The following is an 18,017-nucleotide window of genomic DNA, read 5'->3' on the forward strand; positions in this document are numbered from 1 at the left end:
GACTCCCGAGACGGACGACGTGACTCCCGAGACGGACGACGTGACTCCCGAGACGAGCGACGTGACTCCCGGGACGGACGACGCGATTCCCGGGACGGACGACGCGATCCCCGAGATCGGCGGGGCGGTTCCCGAGGAGAAACCCTCGGTGAGGAAAGGGAACGACATGTGCCGAAACCGGGAACGGCCCCGGCGCAGAACGAACCCCCCACACCCGAGAACTTTGACGAGTCGATGCTGCCAACCAGCGTGCGTGCAGAGCTGAAAAGTCTCCCGAAGGACCTGGCCAACACGGTGGGGGCCCACATCCTCGCCGCAGGGGAGCTGCTGGACGTCGACCCGGAACTTGCCTACCGGCACGCGGAGGCCGCTCGGAGGCGCGCCGGGCGCCTGCCGGTGGTCCGGGAGGCCGCCGCCGAAACGGCCTACGTGTCCGGCCACTACGACATCGCCCTGCGGGAGTTCCGGGCCATCAGAAGAATGAACGGGGGAGACGAACTCCTGCCGGTGCTCGCGGACTGCGAACGCGCCCTGGGAAGGCATCACGAGGCGCTCGAACTGCTGGCGAGCCTGGACCCCGGCACCAAGAAACTGGGGCTCCGCATCGAATGCATCCTCGTCGAGGCGGGGATCCGCAGCGACCTCGGGCAAAACGGCGAGGCAATGCGGCTGCTGAAAGCGGCAATATCCCACCGGATCGGCCCGAAACTCGGGCAGGCACGCCTGCGTTACGCCTACGCAGACCTGTTGGAGCGTGAAGGCCGGCTCGACGCGGCCCGGGAATGGTTCGAGTCCGTGGCCCGGATGGATCCTGAGAACCAGCTCGAGGTCACGGAGCGGCTCGCCGCTCTGGACGGCATCACCCTGCCCGAGGACTTCGACCTGGAGCCAAATCCCGAGGAGAAACCCGAAACGGTTGAAGAGAAAACCGAAGTGGTTGACATGGAGGACGCGATAGAAACCCAGGTGATCGACCTGGTCAGTCCGGAGGAGGAAATCGCCGAGGTGCTCGCGGAGATAGACGGGAGCCGGGAGTGAAGGCGCTCGTATCGAGCTACGACGCCGCCCTGTTCGATCTCGACGGGGTGGTCTACCTCGGTCCGAACGCCATCGACGGGGTGACGAGATCCTTGGCGAAGTTGCGTGAGGTGGGAACCCGGTTGGGTTTCGTCACCAACAACGCGGCACGCACCCCCGCCGCTGTTGCCGAGCATCTGCGGGAACTCGGGATCCAGGCCGACGACTCGGATGTGGTCAACTCGACCCAGGCCACGGTGCGCATGCTCCGCGGGGAGCTTCCGGTGGGGGCGAAGGTGCTGGTGGTCGGAACCGAAGCGCTCGCCTCCCAGCTAGCAGAGGGTGGTTTCGTTCCGGTCTCGACCCTGGAGGAGAACCCGGTTGCCGTCGTGCAGGGCTATCATCCGCAGCTTCCCTGGAGCCTGTTGGAGCTCGGCGCCATCGCCGTCCAGAGGGGAGCGGCGTGGTTCGCCACGAACCCGGACCAGACCCGCCCGACCGAGCGCGGAATCCTGCCGGGCTGCGGCGCGCAGGTGGATCTGATAGCGGATTGCGTCGGGTTCCGGCCGCCGATGGCGGGCAAACCGTTCCGGCCGCTCCTCGACGAGACCGTGCTGCGTCTCGGGGCGCGGCACCCGATCTTCGTCGGTGACCGAATCGACACGGACATCGTCGGCGCGGGAAACGTCCGCATGGACTCGCTCTTCGTGTTCACGGGGGCGCACGGCAAGTACGACCTCGCCGAGGCCGACCCCATCGGCCGCCCCACCCACATCGGTTACGACATCTCGGCCCTGCTGGCGCCGGCTCGCGAGGCGGAGCCCGTCGGGAACGGGTTCCGCTGCGGAGCGGCGGAGGCGTGGATGATAGACGGCAGGGTTGTCGCGGATGTCGTGCCGGATGACATCGAAGGACAACTCGACCTGCTGTGGTGCGTGCTGCACGCCATCTGGCGGTTCAACGCCGAGGGCGCCGACCTGCTGGCGAGACTGGACCTGCTGCGATGACGAACCCCACCCCCCGCGACGCCGCCCCGGGCGATGTTCAACGCCTGCAGGCGATAGAGGAGGCCCTGCCCGGTGACGACGAACTCGGGGAGCTGCCGGTCGATGACGCCCTCGCACGCCTGGAGGCGGCACACCAGGTGCTCGTGGAGGCCCTCAGACCCGGGCCGGGGCAGCGGGAGGAACCCGGGTCCGGGACGAACCGGTGAGGCTGGACCAGGCACTCGTTGCCCGCGGCCTGGCGCGTTCCCGCACCCAGGCCACCCGGATGGTCACGGAGGGGCGGGTCAGGGTGGCCGGGGTCGTCGTGCGGAAAGCCGCGATGAACGTGAACGCCACGACCGAGATCTTCGCCGATCCCGAGAAATGGGTTTCCCGCGCCGCCCACAAACTCCTGGGCGCGATCGCGGATTCCGGAACCCGCCTGCACGGGCGCGTGCTCGATGCGGGGGCCTCCACCGGGGGATTCACGCAGGTGGTGTTGGAGCACGGCGCGGAACGGGTCTACGCCGTCGACGTCGGACATGATCAACTGGCGGAACCGATCCGTTCCGATCCGCGCGTGCGGGTCCGGGAGGGGCTGAACCTGCGCGATCTCACCCTCGCCGATCTGGACGGTGAACCCGTTGACGTCGTGGTCGGAGATGTCTCCTTCATCTCCCTGAAACTCCTTCTACCTTCGCTGCTGGGGGTTCTCCGCCCCGAGGGGGTGGCGTTGCTGCTGGTGAAGCCGCAGTTCGAGGTGGGGCGGGGACGTCTCGGCGCTGGCGGGGTGGTTCGTGATCCCCGGCTGCGTGAGGAAGCCGTGGAAGCTGTGGTGGAAACCGCCCGCGCCCTCGGGTGGGGTTGCGACTGGCGCGGGTCCAGCCGGTTGCCCGGTGTCGGCGGCAATCAGGAGTTCTTCATCCGATTGTGCTCGATTCGCGGCGCTTATTACCCTTGATGACCGTGGAAACCCGAACCGTCGCCGTGCTGCTGCACCCGGAACGCCCCGAGGCCCTGGAAGCGGCAACAGTTTTCATGGGTCAGATGCCCGGCTTCAGGTTCTTGAGTTTCTCCGATGACGTTGACCGCCTGAGGGAGCTCGTGCCCGGAGTGGATCTCGAGCCCATCGACGGGAAACCGGCGGAGCTGGCGGTCGTCTTCGGGGGGGATGGCACCCTTCTGCGGGCCGCGGAATGGGCCCAGCCCCTGGATGTCCCGCTGCTGGGGGTCAATCTCGGGCACGTCGGTTTCCTGGCCGAGCTGGAGACCTCGGACCTCACCTCGTTGCCGCAGGCGGTGATCGACGGGCGCTACGAAACCGAACAGCGCCTGGTCCTGCAGGTTGAGGTGACCAGCCCCTCCGGGAAGGTTCTGTGGTCCTCGTTCGCCGTCAACGAGGTGTCGCTGGAGAAACTGATGCGAGAGAAGATGCTGAACGTCCTCGTGCACGTCGACGCCCATCCGCTCTCCCGGTGGGGATGTGACGGGGTGTTGGTGGCCACACCCACCGGCTCCACCGCCTACGCGTTCTCCGGTGGTGGGCCCGTCGTGTGGCCCGAGGTGCAGGCGATCCTGCTGGTGCCCCTGTCCGCCCATGCCCTGTTCAACAGGTCCATGGTGCTCTCTCCCGACTCGCACGTCTCCCTTGAGCTGGGCGGTCCCGTGCCGCAGGGCATCATCTGGTGCGACGGCAGGCGCAGCTTCGACGTGGGGCCCGGGCAGCGGGTGGCGGTCAGGGCCAGCGGGCATCCACTGCGCCTGGCCCGGCTGTCCGAGCAGCCCTTCACGACGAGGCTGGTGCGGAAGTTCAAGCTGCCGATCGACGGCTGGCGACGCCCACCCCGGAGGTGAACATGCTGACAGAACTTCGTCTGAATTCACTCGGGGTGGTGGCGGAGGCCGTCCTGCCGCTGGGGCCCGGACTCACCGCGCTGACGGGTGAGACCGGCGCCGGCAAAACGATGATCGTCGCGGGGCTGGGTCTGCTGCTGGGGGCCCGGGCCGACGCCTCGCTGGTCAGGAACGGGCAGGACAGGGCGCTCGTGCAGGGGCGTTGGGAGGTCGGAGGAAACACGGCCGAGGCGGTCGAGGCCCTCGGGGGTGACCTCGACGACGGGGTGGAGCTCGTCACCCTCCGGCAGATCTCCTCCCAAGGGCGTTCCCGCGCCACGGTCGGTGGGGCGCAGGTCCCGGTTTCCACCGTGGCCGGCCTGCTGACCGACCTGGCGACGATCCACGGCCAGTCCGAACAGACCCGGCTCTCCACCCCGGAGAGGCAACGGGAGCTGCTCGACGCCTTCGCGGCACCGGCTGCGCTGGAGGATTACCGCCGCGACTTCGCGGAGCACCGCCGGATCACCGAGGAGCTGGCGGAACTCGAGGCCGATGCGATGAACCGGGCCCGGGAAATCGATGTGCTGCGGTTCGGGTTGGAGGAGATCGCGGCCGTGAACCCCCGGGAGGGGGAGGACGAGGCCCTGGCCGCGGAGGCGGTTCGCCTGGCCGATGCGGACGACCTCAAGGCCTTGGCGATGACCGCACGCACGGCATTGAGCGGTTCGGAGGAGGACCTCGACGCCCCGAACGCGCTCGGGCTGGTCGGGGCCGCACGCAAGGCCCTTGAAACGCTGGCCGAACGCGACCCGGAGGCCATGGATCTGGCGCGGCGCCTCACCGAGACGAACTACCTGCTCACGGACCTCGCCCAGGACCTCGCCAGCCATGCCGCGGACCTCGTCGCCGACCCGATCAGGCAGGAGGCCGTCGCAGATCGCCGCGGCCAGCTCGCGAACCTGACCCGCAAGTACGGAAACGACATCGCGGAGGTGCTCGAATGGGCGGGGCGGGCAACCGAGCGGCTGGCTGAACTCGACGGGGCCGACGACCGGATAGAGAAGCTGCGCGAACGGGCCTCGGCTCTCGACGATGCCCTCGATGCCGCGGCGGCCGGGATCTCCCGGGTCCGCAGGGAGGCCGCGGGCAGGTTCGCGGAACTCGCGTCCGCCGAGCTGAAGGCCTTGGCGATGCCGCACGCCAGGCTGGAATTCGCCGTCACAGAGGCCCCGCGCGGCCCTCACGGCGCGGACCGGATCGAGCTGGTGTTCACCGCCAATCCCGGTTCCGCCCCCGGCCCGCTGGGAAAGGTCGCCTCCGGCGGGGAACTCTCCCGGGTCCGGCTGGCACTCGAGGTGGTGCTCGCGGGCCAGTCCCCGGGACACACCTTCGTCTTCGACGAGGTGGACGCCGGGGTCGGTGGGGTCGTCGGCCTGGAGATCGGCAGAAGACTCAAACGGCTCGCCGCGGACGGCCAGGTGATCGTGGTGACCCACTTGGCGCAGGTGGCGGCGTTCGCGGATCAGCATTTCGTGATCGCCAAGTCCAGTGACGGGCAGGTCACGACCTCGGACGTCACCCCCCTCGGTGAGGAGGAACGCGCCGCCGAACTGGCTCGTATGATGAGCGGTAGTGGGGACTCCGACGCCGGACTGAGGCATGCGGAGGAATTGATCAGGAGCGCACGCACCGGATGGAGTGGTTCAGAATGATTCGTGCATTGATAGTCGTCGACGTGCAACGTGATTTCTGCGAGGGAGGGGCACTCGCAGTGACCGGAGGTGCGGAGGTGGCCGTGCAAATCAACCGGCTGCTGTCGACCGATCACGGCTACGACGTGGTGGTCGCCACCCGGGACCACCACGTGGATCCGGGTGGGCACTTCAGCGACTCCCCGGACTTCAAGGACTCCTGGCCCCCGCACTGCGTCGCGGGTACCCCCGGTGCGCAGCAGCATCCCGGGCTGGTCTTCACAAGGTGGGACGGTCTTTTCCTGAAGGGACGCAACGAGGCCGCCTACTCCGGTTTCGAAGGAACCGACGAGGCCACAGGCGAATCCTTGGCGGATTTCCTGAGGAAACGCGGCGTCACCGAGGTCGATGTCTGCGGGATAGCCGCCGACTACTGCGTCAATGCCACGGCCCGTGACGCCGCGGCGACCGGTTTCGACACCACTGTCCTGACCGACCTCACGGTTGCGGTGCATCCTGATTCCCTGGTGGATCTCGTGAAAGAGTGGGGCGTGGCGGGTCTGCGGGTGCGCAGATCCGGGGAATGACCGGTCGTCCCCGTCACCGGCCCGTTTGTGGCGGACCTTAACTTTCGGATAGCCTTTCCTGCCGGGTGCGCCCGGGTGCGCGCACCCGGGAGGAACGGGCATGAGGAAACGGATCCTGGTCGGTATTTCGGTCTTGGGGCTCGGGTTGGGCACACTGACAGCCCCCGCGGCGCGGGCCGAGGGAGCTGCGATCTTGAACCTGCACGCCGTCGGGGCCAGGACGGACGGCACATCCCCGGTGTGGCTCGGAGGGCGGTGCGGCGGCAACGCGTCCAAGGCGGTCCTGCATTTCTTCTCCGAGAAGGCACCGCTGCCGGAGGCCGTCGGGGAGAGAACGGCCGAGACCGGGGGCCCGGAGGGAACGAGCGAGACCCCGGAGGCCGACAGGGAGGTGGACGTGACGCTGGAGAGCGACGGCACCTTTGAACACATCTACGACGCCACGGGCCAGCAGTACGTGGTGGCGGCCTGCATCCACTCGGAGGGGGAGGTGGTGACCAACGGCGTCGAGGTCGACGCGGACAAACCGACCGAACCAACCATTACCGCCACGAGCGACCAGCAGGACTTCCAGCCCGGCGGGACGATCAAGGTCTCCCTCAAGGGATTCGCACCGAATCAAGGTTTCGAGGTGTACATGCACTCCAGGCCCGTCAGGATCGGGACCGGCACCACGAACCAGGACGGCAGCGCTGACTTGAATGCGAAGATTCCCGATGATGCCACGCCCGGAAAGCATCACCTGACGGTCCGGGCCAAGAATGCGCAGCAGGCGATTTTCTCTTTCATCCTGAAGAACAAATCCGGGGCGAAGAATGATGCCTCCGCCACTGAGGGATCCGCACAATCCGGGAGCGAGCAGCGGGGAAAGGCGTGGAAAACCGGTGGGCAGATGCCGGCGAAACGGGTGGCGCTAAAACCCGGCCTGCCCCGGACGGGACACTGACCGGCGGTTTCATCTCCGGTAAAACCCCTTGTGAACCGCGTTAAAGACGGGGCGGTGTGGCAGTGGTGTCCCGGCACGCGGTAGAGATCGCACCGGACCGCCCGCATCCGGGGGACGGCTTTGCCCGGCGCGGAGCAAGGGTGACCGCGGCAGGTGGCGTCTGTTGAGGTGACCTTTCGGCTATCCGAATGGGCCATCAATGGTATAGCGTAAGTCGCGTGCGCGGCACTGGGCCGCGCGAAACAGAGGGGAAGATAAATGAAGAAGCGTGTCCTTGCCGGGGCAGCCGCCTTGACCTTGGCCTTCGCCGGGTTCACCGGGATCAACCAGGCCTCCGCCGATGACGGCGTCGCGCCTTCGCTGACGGTCCGTGCCGTCAACACCGCCCAGGGCGATTCCTCGGCCTATCTCGCGGCCAAGTGCCCCGAGCACACCGCGAAGGCGGTCATCAAGGTCGGCGACTGGAAGACCGAGACCATCAACCTGAAGGACCAGCCGTCCGAGTTCGGGTACATGATCACCAGCACCCAGGGGCAGACCCCGACGTCGCTGACCTGCTTCGATTACCAGGACCAGTCCACCAACACCACCATCACCGTTGACCTGACCAAGGCCGTCGGCCCGCAGGTCACCGTCACCGGCGACGGCGTGGCTCGCAAGGCCGCTCCCGGCGGGAACATCACGGTTGGAGCCACCGGTTTCACCGCCGGCCAGGAGCTCGATGTCACGCTCTACTCCAAGCCCTACCCGCTCGGCAAGACCACCGTTGCCGCTGACGGTTCCGCCCAGCTGAACGCAGTCCTCAGCGGCGACGTGACCCCCGGCAGCAGCCACTACGTCGTCGTCAAGAACGACAACGAGGTTGGCCTGGCCAACGTCACGATCGTCAACAAGGACGACCTGAAGAAGAGTGGCCAGCCCGGAGACAACGGCGGGAAGAAGAACAAGCCCGGTCTGCCTCGCACCGGTGCCGCAATCTGATCCGACCAGCAACCGCCCCGTGCCGGAAGGCCCGGGGCGGTTTGCCGTTCCCGGGTGGATCTGGAAACCCGGGGTGCTGATCCTCGCGGTGGTGGTCGGCCTGGTCACCGCGGGGGCGCTGCTGAATGCCCGGGCGAACCGCCTGGACGTGAGGCTCCACGCATCGCGGGACGACGGGCGAACCCTCCTGGTGGTCGGGATCGACGACCGCTCCCTGGCACCCGAGGGCACCACCGACTTCGGTGAGCTCGGCGACGAACACGGTGCCCGCGCCGACCTGATCCTTGCCCTGCACCGGCAGGGAGGACAGATCCGCGCCGCGAGCATTCCCCGCGACCTTGTCGTCGAGGTCGCCCCCAACGAATACGACCGCCTGGCCACCAGCTGGCTGCGCGGCCCGCAGGCCTTCGTGGACGGCCTGTGCCGCAGCCTCGCCATGCCCGTGGATCACGTGGTCGTGGTGAACCTGCGCGGATTCGTCACCCTCGTCGACGCGGTCGGGGGAGTGGACGTCACTTTGGAGCACCCTTTGCGGGACGAACACGCGCACATAGACCTGCCCGCGGGAACCCAGCGGCTCGACGGGCGTACGGCGCTCGGTTTCGTGCGCAGCAGGCAGGGGGAGATCCTCGTCGACGGCACCTGGACCGCCGATCCCGAGGGTGCAGCGGGGCGGCAGCGACGCGGCGGCGAGGTGTTCCGGGCCTTGCAGGGGCGGCTGCCACGCAACCCCGTGACCCTCTACTCGCTGGCCTGGAGGACGCTGCCGGAAACCTCACTCAGCGACGGCACATCCCTGCTGGACCTGGCCGGGTTCCGTGACCTGCCGGGTGATTTCGCCCGCATTCCCGTCGAGGGCGGCAGGGACGCCGACGACTGGGTAGCAACGGTCAACGACCAGACCCGCGCCGCCCTGGCCGAAACCGGACTGGCAGGTGGCTGTAGCGTCTGATGGGTGCGGGACGGATGACACCGCACCAGGACAGCAGCCAGGAGGAACCGGATGAGCTGGGATCGACCCGTCGCGTGGGAGGTCAGGAAACGAGTCGAGCTGGGGAGAGGGCGCGTTTCCGCGTTCGTCGACGAGACCATAGCCACCCCCTCCGGGGAGGTCATCACACGCCAGTACCTGACCCATCCCGGCGCGGTGGCGGTGGTCTGCTGGGATGAGGAACACGACACCATAGCGGTGGTGCGCCAGTACCGGCACCCCGTGAGGTACGAACTGGTGGAGATCCCGGCCGGGCTGCTCGACATGGCCGGCGAGGACCACGTGGCGGCGGCGCGGCGGGAACTCGCGGAGGAGGCCGAACTGGCCGCCGGGCGCTGGAACGTGCTGGTGGACATCACCACCACCCCGGGGGCCTGCGAAGAATCGCTGCGGATCTACCTGGCCCGCGACCCCAGGGACGCATCCCGCCCGGACGGGTTCGTCCTGGAGGGTGAGGAGGCGCACATGCGTTCCGAATGGGTTCCGCGCGCGGACCTGGTGGCGGCGGTACTGGCGGGGCAGTGCCAGTCCCCAACGCTGGTGGCGGGAATCCTCGCCCTCGAAACCGCCAGGCTGTCCGGCCGCATCGGCCAGCTGCGTCCCGCCGATGCGCCCTGGCCGATCAGGGCCGGTCGCTGAGTGAGCGCCGCCCAGGATGCGCTGGAGCAGTACCTGGCACACGTTCGGGTGGAACGGGGACTGCGTGCCAACACCGTGGCCGCCTATCGCCGCGACCTGGAACGCTACCTCGCTTTCCTCGCTGACCGGGGCGTGACCGACCTGGGGGAGGTGAGCGCCGTGGAGATCAGCGAACACGTCCGTGAACTGGCCGCGGAACTCAAGGGGGCCTCGGTGGCGCGGGCCCTCGTCAGCGTGCGGAACCTCCACGCATTCGCCCACGAGGAGAAAATGACCTCCGAGAACCCCGCCTCCGAGATCCGGGTTCCCAAGCTGGGCAAACGACTTCCCAAGGCGCTCAGCATCGCCGAGATCGAGAGGCTGCTGGCCACCCCCGACCGGGAGGACCCCATCGGACTGCGGGACGCCACCCTGCTGGAGCTGCTCTACGGCACGGGAGCCCGGATCTCGGAGATCACAGGACTCGACGTCGACGACGCCACCGCGGCCATGGCGGACGAGGGCGCGGGGTTGAGGCTCAAGGGCAAGGGCGGGAAGGAACGGGTGGTTCCCCTCGGCAGCTTCGCGCGAGAGGTTCTCGACGCATACCTGGTGCGGGCCCGCCCGGGCCTCGCGGTCAAGGGCGACGGCGGGGGAGCGCTGCTGCTGAACACCCTCGGGAGGCGCCTGTCGCGCAACTCGGCGTTCATCGTCGTCTCCCGGTGCGCCAGGGCAGCCGGAATCGGGACGGAGGTATCTCCCCACTCGCTGCGGCACAGCTACGCCACCCATCTCCTCGAGGGCGGCGCCGATGTGCGGGTGGTGCAGGAACTGCTCGGCCACGCATCGGTGGCCACCACCCAGATCTACACTCTCGTGACCGTGGACCGTCTCCGCGAGGTCTACCTGGAGGCGCACCCGCGGGCGAGGTGAGGTGTGAGGAGCCACCGCTCGAACCGGACGGGAACCCTTCACCGGCGCGAGCCCCGAATCGCGAGCGTGGCAGCTCCGGCCTCGCTAGGATGGACTTGTCGACATTTTTAGGAGGCGAAGTGGCCGACGAGCTGTTCAAGGTTCCCGACGCTCCCGCGGAGTCAACCCTTCCCGAGGAACTCGGGCCCACCGGGCGGCCCATGCCGGATCTACCCGTACCCGCGCCACCCGCGCCCGGCCGGGACATGCACGCCGTCATCATCTCGATGTGCAACCAGAAGGGCGGGGTCGGCAAAACCACCACCACCATCAACCTGGGGGCCGCGCTGGTGGAACTCGGCCACAAGGTGCTGCTGGTCGACTTCGACCCGCAGGGATCGCTGTCCGTCGGGCTCGGAGTCAACCCCCACACCCTGGAACACAGCGTCTACAACCTTCTGCTCTCTCGCGATTACACGGCGGACGAGGTGATCCAACCCACCTCCGTCGAGGGGATGGACATCCTCCCCAGCAACATCGACCTGTCCGCCGCCGAGGTGCAGCTCGTCAGCGAGGTGGCGCGCGAACAGACCCTCAGTCGGCTGCTGGAGCCGCTGCGCAGCGAGTACGACTTCATCCTCGTCGACTGCGCCCCCAGCCTCGGACTGCTGACCATAAACGCCCTGACCGCCAGCGACTACGTGATCATGCCGCTGGAGTGCGAGTTCTTCGCTCTGCGTGGCATCGCGTTGCTGACCGATACCATCTCCAAGGTTTCCGACCGCATCAACCCGAACCTGAAGATCCTCGGTATCCTCGGCACCATGTACGACGGGCGGACCCTCCACTCCCGAGAGGTGCTGGAACGAGTCGTCCAGGCCTTCGGTGACGACGTCTTCCACACCGTCATCCGGCGCACCGTGAAATTCCCCGAGACCACCGTCGCCGGTGAACCCATCACCACCTATGCGTCGGCCTCCAAGGGAGCCGACGCCTACCGGATGCTGGCGCGAGAGGTGCTGCGGAAGTGCCGGTGAACAAGAGGGCGAGCCTGCCCGGGGCGAGCGAACTGTTCCGTCCCACAAAGGCCCCGGAACCGGTGACCCCGGCCACTCAGACCCCGCAACAGGAACCGGAACAAACCGGGAAACCCAAACAACCGGAGCGGCGGAAACCGTCCCGGCCCGTGGCGACGGGCCGGGTCAAGCACGACCAGAAGATAACGGTCTATTTCTCCTCCGAGGAGCTGTTCGCGCTGGAGGACGCCACGCTGGAACTGAAACGGCGGCACGGCATCAACCTGGACCGGGGACGCCTGGTGCGAACCGCCGTCGCCCTGGCACTGCTCGACCTGGCCGAGAACGGCGCCGAGTCGGTGGTGGTGACGGAGCTCAACCGGAAGTGAGTCGACGACCTCGTGCCCGCGCCGAGGAGACACCGCAGACCACCCCCGGGTTCGATGTTCACCTGGAGAACTTCGAGGGGCCGTTCGACCTGCTGCTCCAGCTCATCTCCCGCCGGGAGCTGGACGTCACCCGGGTGGCGTTGAGTCAGGTCACCGACGAGTTCATCGCCCATGTCCGCGCCGCCGGTGACGTCTTGGGACTGGAGCAGACCAGCTCCTTCCTGGTGGTTGCCGCCACCCTCCTGGATCTGAAGGCGGCCCGGTTGCTGCCGGGCGGTGAGGTGACCGATCCCGAGGACCTGGCGGCCCTGGAGGCCCGGGATCTGTTGTTCGCCCGGCTGCTCCAGTACCGGGCCTTCAAACAGCTGGCCGCCTGGGTGGAGGGAACCATCGCCGCGGCTGGCCATCAGCACTGGCGTCCCGGCGGGTTGGAGGAACGATTCCGAGGCGTCCTGGTCCAGGTCGAGCTGCCGGTCGGTCCCGAGGACCTGGCCCGGCTGGCCGCCCGCGCGTTGACCCCGAAACCGGCGCCGGCCGTGCAGCTCACCCACCTGCACGGCAGCCGCGTCAGTGTCGTGGAGCAGACCGGGATCGTCGCCCGGCTGCTGGCCGGGAAGGGGCAGCTCACCTTCCGGTCCCTGGTGGCGGGTTGTGACCGGTTGACCACCGTCGTGCGATTCCTGGCGGTCCTCGAGCTGTTCCGTGCCGGACGGGTCAGTTTCGAACAGGCCGGTCCGCTCGCGGAGCTCAGCATCCGCTGGTCGGGTGGGGCGACCACGGGAATCGTCGTGGACGAATACGAACCCGAGGAGCAGACGTGAACGTTGCCCGCGCCGTAGAGGCGCTGCTGATCATGGCCACCGATCCCGTTCCCCCCGCCGACCTGGCGGCCCAGCTGGGGGTGCCGGAACACGATGTGGTGGCGGAACTGGAACAGCTGGCCCGGTTCTACCAGGAAACCGAACGGGGCTTCGAGTTGCGCCGCGTCGCGGGGGGATGGCGCCTGGCCACCGCCCCGGATCTCGCCGAGGTGCTGGAGGCCGCTGTGGTCGCGGAAACCCGGGCCCGGCTCAGCCAGGCGGCCCTGGAAACCCTCGCCGTCATCGCCTACCTCCAGCCCGTCACCCGCGGCCGGGTCTCCGGGGTGCGGGGTGTCAATGTCGACGGCGTCGTCCGAACCCTGCTGGCCCACGGCCTGATCACCGAGGCGGGGGAGGAACCGAATGGGGCCATGACCTTCGCCACCACATCACTGTTCCTGCAGAAACTGGGGCTCGACTCGCTGGACGAGCTGCCGGACTTGGCGCCGCTGCTGCCCGACGCCGTAGCCTTGGAGGCCGAACTTCGCGCAGCATCGGGAATCGAGGAGCAACATGACAGAGCCGGAGGGCATCCGCCTGCAGAAGGTGCTGGCGGCGGCCGGGGTGGCGTCGCGACGGGCCAGTGAGATCCTGATCTCCGAGGGACGCGTGGAGGTCAACGGCAAGGTGGTCTCCGAGCAGGGACGCCGGGTGGATCCGGAACGTGACACCATCCGGGTCGACGGGGCCCGCATCCCCCCGCCGCGCAGGCACCGCTACCTGGTGTTGAACAAACCTCGCGGGGTGGTCTCCACCATGGACGACCCGGAGGGCAGGCGCACCCTGGCGGACTATCTGCCGCGGAAATCGGAACGGCTGTTCCACATCGGGCGCCTCGACACCGACACCGAGGGCCTGATCCTGCTGACCAACGACGGCGAATTCGCGCACCGGCTCTCCCATCCCAGCTTCGAGGTTCCGAAGACCTACGTGGCGGAGGTCGCCGGCGTCGTGGACCAGCGGACCGTTCAGCGCCTGGAGAAGGGCCTGCGACTCGATGACGGTCCCGTCAAACCCGATCGGGTCAAGCTGCTCTCGCGCGGTGAGTCGCGTTCGCTGCTGGCGATCACCCTCCACGAGGGTCGCAACCGCATCGTCAGGCGCATGATGGATTCCGTGGGCCACCCGGTGGACCGGCTGGCGCGCACCGGCATCGGCCCCGTCCGGCTCGGGCAGCTCGCGGTCGGGACCACCCGCGAACTGACCCGCGAGGAGCTGGGGGCGCTGCTCGACCTGGTGGGCATGTGAGGAGCGTGGCAACCGGTCTGGGGTAACATCTGCTGGGTGCGTTTGAGTGAAGTGATGACCCGAGCACGGACGGCCCTCGCCGCCGCCGCGCTGTCCGCTCTGGCCCTGACGGCCTGCTCCGGTGATACGGGCACCGAGCCCGCCGGGGGGAACACGGATGATGCGGCGACAACACCCGCCGCGTCCCCGAGCGATGCCGCTTCGTCCCCGGCCCCGCTTCCCACGGGAAACATCACCCCCTCGGAGAACCTCGACGCCATCACCGTCTCCGACGCGGATACGCCCGAGATCACGGTTCCCGCGCCGTGGGCCATCAACAGCACCCAGACGAAGGTGCTGCGCGACAGCAGCAACACCCAGGTCGTGGGTGCGGCCTCCACGGTCACCGTCAACTACGTCGGTGTCAACGGACGCACCGGGGCAGTGTTCGACAGCTCCTTCCAGAGGGGGCAGGCGGCCACCTTCTCGATGGACGGGGTCATCACAGGATTCAAGAACGGTCTCACCGGGCAGAAGGTCGGTTCCAGGGTGCTGATCGGCATGACCGGGGCCGATGGCTACGCCCAGGGCAATCCCCAGGCCGGTATCCAGGCGGGCGATTCCCTGGTGTTCGTCGTCGACATCGTCTCCGCCTCCTACGATGAGGCGACGGGAGAGGCCGTGACACCGGCGGCGGGGCTGCCCACGGTGACCGTGACCGAAGGCAAACCGGAGTTGACGTTCCCGGAGGGTGGTGTCAACGCCGAACAGCTGGTGGTGCAACCCCTCATAAAGGGAGCCGGCACGGCGATCGAGGCCAATTCCACCATCTCGGTGAAATACCGGGTCTGGGGGGCGAAATCCGGGAAACTGATCATGGACGGTTGGCAGGGGCCCCAGACCGGCAAGCTCTCGACCCTCATCAACGGCTGGAAGACGGGCCTGCTGGGGCAGACCGCGGGATCGCGGGTGATGCTCGTCGTGCCCGCCGCGGACTCGTACCCCAACGGCGAGCCCAGCAAGGGACTGGAGGTCGGTGAGGGTGTCGTCTACGTGATCGACGTCCTGGACGTCAAGGCCGCGTCGTAGCCGAGTCGACGAAACCATTTCCCGTCCAGGTGACGGGGGCACAGAAAGCATCGGGAAGGGGCTCCGGCATCACGGCCAGGGCCCCTTCCGGCGTCTCGTGGCGTCCGAGCCCGAGCGAGTCCGTCAGCTCGGCCACAACCTCGGGGATTCGCCAACCCAGGGCCAGCAGGTCGGCCAGGGTGACCGCCCCGTCGCGTTTCGCCAGGCGCTTCCCATCGGGATTGGTGACCAGACCGATGTGTGCATAGCTCGGCGGCCGGCCGCCGAGCAGAGTCGCCAGCCAGGCCTGGCGGGGCGCCGAACCGAGGAGATCAGCTCCCCGGGTGATCCGGTTCACCCCCTGGTACAGGTCGTCGACCACGGCCGCGAAGTTGTACGCCGGCACCCCGTCGCCCCGCACCAGCACGAAATCATCGACGACACCTGTAACCTCGCCCGCGAAACGATCGGTCACGGTGAACCGGGCGCCCTCGGCGCGGATGCGGATCGCGGCAGGGCGCTGCCGCCTGCGCCGCACCCGCTCGGCCTCGGAGAGCCGCGCGCAGGTACCCGGATAGGGGCGATGACCCTCGCCGTGCGGGGCGGATGCGGCCTGTTCGATCTCCTTGCGCGTGCAGAAACACTCGTAGGTGCGGTCCCGCAGCCGGGCGAGGGCGTCACGGTGGGCGTCCAACCGTTCGGACTGGGTCACGATCTCGCCGTCCCAGGCCATTCCCAACCTCCGGAGGTCGGACAGCTGCCGGGCAGCAGCCCCTCCGGCCGCTCTCACCCGGGCCTCGTCCAGGTCCTCGATGCGCAGCAACCAGCGTCCGTTCTCCCACCGGGTCAGCAGCCATCCGGCAAGCGCTGTGCGCAGGTTCCCGAGGTGCAGATCGGAGGTCGGGGAGGGGGCGTAACGGTCGACGATCGGCATACCCCCATTGTTGCGGGGCGCAGTCCCCGGTACCCTCTAACCCACCAGGCCACCAGGGAGGTGCGATGTCGGCAAGCAAATCGGAGAGGCTGCTGAATCTGCTGATCATGCTGCTCAGCACCCGAGGCTGGGTGGGGCGTGACCGCATCCGGCAGGTAATCGAGGGGTATCGCGGGCTGGATGACCAGAACTTCGAGCGCACCTTCGAACGGGACAAGGCCGAGCTGCGGAGCATCGGGGTTCCCGTGGAGACGGGTTCCCACGACTCCGAGGGAGGAGAACCCGGCTACCGGGTGGATCGCTCCGCCTTCGAACTTCCGCCCATCTCCTTCACCACGGACGAGCTGGCCGCTCTGGGAGCCGCCGCCCGCGTGTGGCAGGACAGCGTCGCAGCCGACGACACCCGGGTGGCGCTCGCCACGCTGCGGGCCGCCGGGGCAGATCCGGACGCCGCCCGGTTGCTGACCCTGCAGCCGCAGCTCACCGCGATCGAGGGCCTCGACATCTGGTGGGAGGCGCTGCGGGACCGGCGCGAGGTGCGTTTCGGATACCGCGACGAACCCCGCAGGCTTCAGCCGTGGCGGATCGTGCAGCGCCGCGGGCACTGGTACGTGATCGGACTGGACATCGACCGCGCGGAACGCCGCCACTTCAAGCTGTCCCGGGTCACTGCCCCACCCCGGGCGGTCGGGGAGAGCGCCGCCTACGAACCACCGGACAAGGTGGTCATCGAATTCGCCTCGGCGGAGCAGCGTCCCGCGGCCAGGGTCGCCCTGCGCCCCGGGTGCGGGCACGACCTGGTCCGCAACGGCCGGCTGGCCGCGCCGATGGCCGGTGACCCTGAGGGTTTCGAGGTCTACGAGCTGCCGTTGACGCCGGTGCTCGTCGGCGAGATCTGCGCGCTGGGGGCGGATGCCATCGCCTTGGCGCCGGAGGAACTGGTGGACGATGTGGTTGCCCGGCTCCGGGCGGTCGCGGGGAGGTGGGCCCGGTGAGATCAACGGATCAGGTGCAGCGTCTCATCCAGCTGGTGCCCTACCTCACCCAGAACCCCGGGGTGACGGTGACTGAGGTGGCCCGTGACTTCCGGACCACCCCCGCCGTGATCCTGCGGGACCTGGAGGTGATCCAGTTCTGCGGGCTGCCCGGGGGACTGACCGACGACCTGTTCGACATCGACATCGAGGGGGTCCGGGCCGACGGGGAGATCTACCTGTACAACTCCGACGTGCTGGCCCGTCCCATGACCCTGACCGCGGTCCAGGCGGCGAGCCTCATGGTGGCGCTGGGAGCGCTCGTCGAGCTCGGATCCGAAGCGGCCGCCAGCGCCAGGGCGAAACTCAGCGAGGCCTGCGGGCAGGCGGGAACCGGGATCGAGGTCACCCTGACCGCGGGGGACGAGGAGATCCGCCGCGTCCTGACCCGGGCCTGCGAGGAACGCCGGGTGGTGCGGATAGAGCATGAGGGCACCGGGGGGCGGGCCGTGGTGGAGGTGGAACCCGCCCGCCTCAGGGTGGTGGACGGCATCACCTATCTCGACGCCTGGTCCCGGCTGCGGGACGCCTGGCGTAGTTTCCGCATGGACCGGATCCGCGCAGTCGTGATGCTTGAAGAGACATCCCCGCAGCGGGAGGGCCTGGAGGAGGCCACGGGATCCTGGTTCGCCGATTCCGAACGCAGGGTGGAGATGTCCCTCGGGCCCGGGGCGGCCTGGGTGCCCGAGTACTACCCGACCCATTCGGTCGAGTCCGATGTGACCGGGTTGAAGGTGGTGCTTCCCGTCGGCAGCCGCGACTGGTTGGTGTCGCTGCTGCTGCGGCTCGGTGAGGACGTGGTGATCGTCAGCGACGGTGAGGCCGTCACCGAGGCCGCGGAACGGGCCTGGGAGGCGCTTCGCGCATACGGTCACGAGGAAACCAGACCGGATCCGCCGACCGGGTCGGGTACGATCGCGTAGT

The 18,017-nt window shown here is 68.4% G+C and carries 21 protein-coding genes; 20 read left to right on the plus strand and 1 reads right to left on the minus strand.

Annotated elements, in window-relative coordinates:
* The first annotated feature begins 168 nt into the window (after positions 1-168).
* The 18 genes from ACO6D6_RS06870 (at position 169) to ACO6D6_RS06955 (ending at position 15,146) form a co-directional block, all read left to right on the plus strand.
* A complete protein-coding gene (locus tag ACO6D6_RS06870) occupies positions 169-1,038 on the plus strand; it encodes a tetratricopeptide repeat protein (RefSeq protein ID WP_484784381.1) in 870 nt (289 codons plus the stop codon).
* Entirely contained in the window at positions 1,035-2,024 is a 990-nt protein-coding gene (locus ACO6D6_RS06875; protein WP_484784383.1) for an HAD-IIA family hydrolase, read from the plus strand. Before ACO6D6_RS06870 ends, ACO6D6_RS06875 begins: the two co-directional genes overlap by 4 nt.
* Positions 2,021-2,230, plus strand: coding sequence for a hypothetical protein (locus ACO6D6_RS06880; RefSeq protein ID WP_484784384.1), 210 nt, complete (start codon positions 2,021-2,023; stop codon positions 2,228-2,230). The genes ACO6D6_RS06875 and ACO6D6_RS06880 overlap by 4 nt, the downstream gene beginning before the upstream one ends.
* Positions 2,227-2,964: a TlyA family RNA methyltransferase gene (locus ACO6D6_RS06885; protein WP_484784386.1), complete on the plus strand. Its 738-nt coding sequence runs from the start codon at positions 2,227-2,229 to the stop codon at positions 2,962-2,964. Before ACO6D6_RS06880 ends, ACO6D6_RS06885 begins: the two co-directional genes overlap by 4 nt.
* Positions 2,964-3,857 (plus strand): NAD kinase, encoded by an 894-nt coding sequence (locus ACO6D6_RS06890; RefSeq protein ID WP_484784388.1) that lies wholly within the window; start codon positions 2,964-2,966, stop codon positions 3,855-3,857. The genes ACO6D6_RS06885 and ACO6D6_RS06890 overlap by 1 nt, the downstream gene beginning before the upstream one ends.
* 2 nt (positions 3,858-3,859) lie before the next feature.
* Complete coding sequence (gene recN, locus ACO6D6_RS06895; RefSeq protein WP_484784389.1) at positions 3,860-5,551, plus strand: DNA repair protein RecN; 1,692 nt, start codon at positions 3,860-3,862, stop codon at positions 5,549-5,551.
* A complete protein-coding gene (locus ACO6D6_RS06900) occupies positions 5,548-6,117 on the plus strand; it encodes an isochorismatase family protein (protein WP_484784391.1) in 570 nt (189 codons plus the stop codon). The genes recN and ACO6D6_RS06900 overlap by 4 nt, the downstream gene beginning before the upstream one ends.
* A gap of 100 nt (positions 6,118-6,217) precedes the next feature.
* Complete coding sequence (locus ACO6D6_RS06905; protein ID WP_484784392.1) at positions 6,218-7,063, plus strand: hypothetical protein; 846 nt, start codon at positions 6,218-6,220, stop codon at positions 7,061-7,063.
* Between the two features lie 258 nt (positions 7,064-7,321).
* Positions 7,322-8,044 (plus strand): hypothetical protein, encoded by a 723-nt coding sequence (locus tag ACO6D6_RS06910; protein WP_126378514.1) that lies wholly within the window; start codon positions 7,322-7,324, stop codon positions 8,042-8,044.
* Between the two features lie 19 nt (positions 8,045-8,063).
* Positions 8,064-8,996 carry an LCP family glycopolymer transferase gene (locus ACO6D6_RS06915; RefSeq protein ID WP_315566759.1) on the plus strand — a complete coding sequence of 311 codons (933 nt, stop codon included), beginning with the start codon at positions 8,064-8,066 and terminating at the stop codon, positions 8,994-8,996.
* 51 nt (positions 8,997-9,047) lie between these two features.
* The gene (locus ACO6D6_RS06920; protein WP_484784395.1) at positions 9,048-9,674 is read left to right on the plus strand and encodes an NUDIX domain-containing protein; all 627 of its coding nucleotides are present in this window, start codon (positions 9,048-9,050) and stop codon (positions 9,672-9,674) included.
* The gene (locus tag ACO6D6_RS06925) at positions 9,675-10,586 is read left to right on the plus strand and encodes a site-specific tyrosine recombinase XerD (RefSeq protein WP_484784396.1); all 912 of its coding nucleotides are present in this window, start codon (positions 9,675-9,677) and stop codon (positions 10,584-10,586) included. It abuts the gene before it with no gap.
* A gap of 89 nt (positions 10,587-10,675) precedes the next feature.
* Positions 10,676-11,602 carry a ParA family protein gene (locus tag ACO6D6_RS06930; protein WP_484784398.1) on the plus strand — a complete coding sequence of 309 codons (927 nt, stop codon included), beginning with the start codon at positions 10,676-10,678 and terminating at the stop codon, positions 11,600-11,602.
* The gene (locus ACO6D6_RS06935) at positions 11,593-11,970 is read left to right on the plus strand and encodes a hypothetical protein (RefSeq protein WP_484784400.1); all 378 of its coding nucleotides are present in this window, start codon (positions 11,593-11,595) and stop codon (positions 11,968-11,970) included. The genes ACO6D6_RS06930 and ACO6D6_RS06935 overlap by 10 nt, the downstream gene beginning before the upstream one ends.
* Positions 11,967-12,791 (plus strand): segregation and condensation protein A, encoded by an 825-nt coding sequence (locus tag ACO6D6_RS06940; protein WP_484784402.1) that lies wholly within the window; start codon positions 11,967-11,969, stop codon positions 12,789-12,791. Before ACO6D6_RS06935 ends, ACO6D6_RS06940 begins: the two co-directional genes overlap by 4 nt.
* On the plus strand, positions 12,788-13,417 hold the full coding sequence (gene scpB / locus ACO6D6_RS06945) for an SMC-Scp complex subunit ScpB (RefSeq protein ID WP_484784404.1): 630 nt from the start codon (positions 12,788-12,790) through the stop codon (positions 13,415-13,417). The genes ACO6D6_RS06940 and scpB overlap by 4 nt, the downstream gene beginning before the upstream one ends.
* Positions 13,344-14,078 carry a pseudouridine synthase gene (locus ACO6D6_RS06950; protein ID WP_484784406.1) on the plus strand — a complete coding sequence of 245 codons (735 nt, stop codon included), beginning with the start codon at positions 13,344-13,346 and terminating at the stop codon, positions 14,076-14,078. Before scpB ends, ACO6D6_RS06950 begins: the two co-directional genes overlap by 74 nt.
* 54 nt (positions 14,079-14,132) lie before the next feature.
* Complete coding sequence (locus tag ACO6D6_RS06955; RefSeq protein ID WP_484784408.1) at positions 14,133-15,146, plus strand: FKBP-type peptidyl-prolyl cis-trans isomerase; 1,014 nt, start codon at positions 14,133-14,135, stop codon at positions 15,144-15,146.
* On the opposite strand, the gene gluQRS is transcribed toward ACO6D6_RS06955, so the two are convergent.
* Entirely contained in the window at positions 15,130-16,059 is a 930-nt protein-coding gene (gene gluQRS / locus ACO6D6_RS06960; RefSeq protein ID WP_484784410.1) for a tRNA glutamyl-Q(34) synthetase GluQRS, read from the minus strand. The two genes, ACO6D6_RS06955 and gluQRS, sit on opposite strands and share 17 nt — an antisense overlap.
* Positions 16,060-16,124: 65 nt before the next feature.
* Between gluQRS and ACO6D6_RS06965 the strand changes: the two genes are divergently transcribed.
* Together ACO6D6_RS06965 and ACO6D6_RS06970 are read left to right on the plus strand one after the other, a co-directional pair.
* Positions 16,125-17,054 (plus strand): helix-turn-helix transcriptional regulator, encoded by a 930-nt coding sequence (locus ACO6D6_RS06965; protein ID WP_484784412.1) that lies wholly within the window; start codon positions 16,125-16,127, stop codon positions 17,052-17,054.
* On the plus strand, positions 17,051-18,016 hold the full coding sequence (locus ACO6D6_RS06970) for a helix-turn-helix transcriptional regulator (RefSeq protein ID WP_484784414.1): 966 nt from the start codon (positions 17,051-17,053) through the stop codon (positions 18,014-18,016). The genes ACO6D6_RS06965 and ACO6D6_RS06970 overlap by 4 nt, the downstream gene beginning before the upstream one ends.
* Position 18,017: the final 1 nt, after the last annotated feature.

The organism is Arachnia sp. (genome assembly GCF_057238465.1).